General features: G+C 50.0%; 2 rRNA genes. Both read left to right on the top strand.

Annotated features, from left to right (window positions below):
• Positions 1–140 precede the first annotated feature (140 nt).
• Positions 141–3,056, top strand: a 23S ribosomal RNA gene (locus JCM12539_RS12330).
• Between the two features lie 103 nt (positions 3,057–3,159).
• Positions 3,160–3,276 (top strand): 5S ribosomal RNA (gene rrf / locus JCM12539_RS12325).
• The last annotated feature ends 3 nt before the right edge of the window (positions 3,277–3,279 follow it).

The raw sequence follows: 3,279 nt of genomic DNA, 5'->3' as shown, positions 1-3,279 counted from the left end.
TTGTTTGTACTTTGAAAACTGGATATCATTGTTTTTAAGTTTTAAATGCCGAGAACACAGCGTATTTGTGCGAGTTTCTTAAGCTGACCGTAAGGTCAGTGAAATTCGAATCGCGATAACCGACAAATTATATTTGTCTAGGTTAAGTTACAAAGGGCGCACGGTGAATGCCTTGGCACTAGGAGCCGATGAAGGACGGGACTAACACCGATATGCTTCGGGGAGCTGTACGTAAGCTTTGATCCGGAGATTTCCGAATGGGGCAACCCAGCTTGAGTAATCAAGTTATCACATAGTGAATTCATAGCTATGTTGAAGGTAGACGCGGGGAACTGAAACATCTAAGTACCTGCAGGAAGAGAAAGAAAAATCGATTCCCTTAGTAGCGGCGAGCGAAACGGGAAGAGCCCAAACCAAAGAGCTTGCTCTTTGGGGTTGTAGGACTGAACATTGGAGTTACCAAAGTAAGTGATAGACGAAGTTAGCTGGAAAGCTACGCGAAACAAGGTGAAAGCCCTGTAGTCGAAATTGCTTACCCTCCGTTCAGGATCCTGAGTACGGCGGAGCACGTGAAATTCCGTCGGAATCCGGGAGGACCATCTCCCAAGGCTAAATACTCCCTAGTGACCGATAGTGAACCAGTACCGTGAGGGAAAGGTGAAAAGCACCCCGGAAGGGGAGTGAAATAGTTCCTGAAACCGTGTGCCTACAATTAGTCGAAGCCCGTTAATGGGTGACGGCGTGCCTTTTGTAGAATGAACCGGCGAGTTACGTTATCATGCGAGGTTAAAGTGAAAAGCTGAAGCCGTAGCGAAAGCGAGTCTGAATAGGGCGAATGAGTATGATGATGTAGACCCGAAACCAAGTGACCTACCCATGTCCAGGTTGAAGGTGTGGTAAAACGCACTGGAGGACCGAACCCGTATATGTTGAAAAATGTTGGGATGAGGTGTGGGTAGCGGTGAAATTCCAAACGAACTTGGAGATAGCTGGTTCTCTCCGAAATAGCTTTAGGGTTAGCCTCGGATGATGAATAGCGGAGGTAGAGCACTGTTTGGACTAGGGGCCATCATGGGTTACTGAATTCATATAAACTCCGAATGCCGCATATTTTAGTCCGGGAGTCAGACAGTGAGCGATAAGGTCCATTGTCGAAAGGGGAACAGCCCAGATCACCAGTTAAGGTCCCTAAATCTATGCTAAGTGGAAAAGGATGTGGCGTTGCACAGACAACTAGGATGTTGGCTCAGAAGCAGCCACCATTTAAAGAGTGCGTAATAGCTCACTAGTCGAGTGACGCTGCGCCGAAAATATACCGGGGCTTAAGCATAGTACCGAAACTGTGGGTGTCCACTACGTGGACGCGATAGGAGAGCGTTCTAAGTGCGTTGAAGGTCGATCGTGAGGACGGCTGGAGCGCTTAGAAGTGAGAATGCCGGTATGAGTAGCGAAAGACAGGTGAGAATCCTGTCCACCGTATGACTAAGGTTTCCTGGGGAAGGCTCGTCCTCCCAGGGTTAGTCGGGTCCTAAGGCGAGGCCGAGAGGCGTAGTCGATGGCAAACAGGTTGAGATTCCTGTACTAGATTATTTTGTTTGAGCGATGGAGGGACGCAGGAGGCTAAAGCATGCATCCGGCTGGAAATGGATGTCCAAGCGTTAAGTCTTGAAGCGAGTGAAATGCTTACTTCTTTAAGGACAAGGCGTGATGGGGAGCGAAATTTAAGTAGCGAAGTGCTTGATGTCACACTGCCGAGAAAAGCTTCTAGTGAGAAATAATCTACCCGTACCGCAAACCGACACAGGTAGTCGAGGAGAGTATCCTCAGGTGAGCGAGCGAACTCTCGTTAAGGAACTCGGCAAAATAGCCCCGTAACTTCGGAAGAAGGGGTGCTGACCGCAAGGTCAGCCGCAGTGAATAGGCCCAAACAACTGTTTATCAAAAACACAGGTCTCTGCTAAATCGTAAGATGACGTATAGGGGCTGACGCCTGCCCGGTGCTGGAAGGTTAAAAGGATGAGTTAGCGTAAGCGAAGCCCAGAATTGAAGCCCCAGTAAACGGCGGCCGTAACTATAACGGTCCTAAGGTAGCGAAATTCCTTGTCGGGTAAGTTCCGACCTGCACGAAAGGCGTAATGATTTGGGCACTGTCTCAACGAGAGACTCGGTGAAATTATAGTACCCGTGAAGATGCGGGTTACCCGCGACAGGACGGAAAGACCCCATGGAGCTTTACTGTAGCTTGATATTGAGTGTTTGTACCGCTTGTACAGGATAGGTAGGAGCCGTAGAAACCGGAACGCTAGTTTCGGTGGAGGCGTTGGTGGGATACTACCCTTGCTGTATGAACGCTCTAACCCACGCCGCTTAGCGCGGCGGGAGACAGTGTCAGGTGGGCAGTTTGACTGGGGCGGTCGCCTCCTAAAATGTAACGGAGGCGCCCAAAGGTTCCCTCAGAATGGTTGGAAATCATTCGCAGAGTGTAAAGGTATAAGGGAGCTTGACTGCGAGACTGACAAGTCGAGCAGGGACGAAAGTCGGGCTTAGTGATCCGGTGGTTCTGAATGGAAAGGCCATCGCTCAACGGATAAAAGCTACCCTGGGGATAACAGGCTTATCTTCCCCAAGAGTCCACATCGACGAAGGTTTGGCACCTCGATGTCGGCTCATCGCATCCTGGGGCTGTAGTCGGTCCCAAGGGTTGGGCTGTTCGCCCATTAAAGCGGTACGCGAGCTGGGTTCAGAACGTCGTGAGACAGTTCGGTCCCTATCCGTCGCGGGCGCAGGAAATTTGAGAGGAGCTGTCCTTAGTACGAGAGGACCGGGATGGACATACCGCTGGTGTACCAGTTGTGCCGCCAGGCGCATCGCTGGGTAGCTACGTATGGACTGGATAAACGCTGAAAGCATCTAAGCGTGAAGCCACCCTCAAGATGAGATTTCCCATTCCTATATGGAAGTAAGACCCCTGAGAGATGATCAGGTAGATAGGTTGGAAGTGGAAGTACAGCGATGTATGGAGCGGACCAATACTAATCGGTCGAGGACTTAACCAAATGGTTGAATACTCCGTATTCAACCGCGACACAGATACGCGTTCTATGGTAAACTTAAAGCAATGATAGCCAGTTTTGAGGGTACAAACTCTCAAACAAATAGTGTGGTGGCGATAGCGAGAAGGATACACCTGTTCCCATGCCGAACACAGAAGTTAAGCTTCTCTACGCCGATAGTAGTTGGTGGGAAACTGCCTGCGAGGGTAGGAAGCTGCCACGCTTT

The sequence above is a fragment of the Lacticaseibacillus pantheris DSM 15945 = JCM 12539 = NBRC 106106 genome, from assembly GCF_001311175.1.
Classification (GTDB): Bacteria; Bacillota; Bacilli; order Lactobacillales; family Lactobacillaceae; genus Lacticaseibacillus; species Lacticaseibacillus pantheris.
This window is presented reverse-complemented; position numbering and strand designations above follow the sequence as displayed.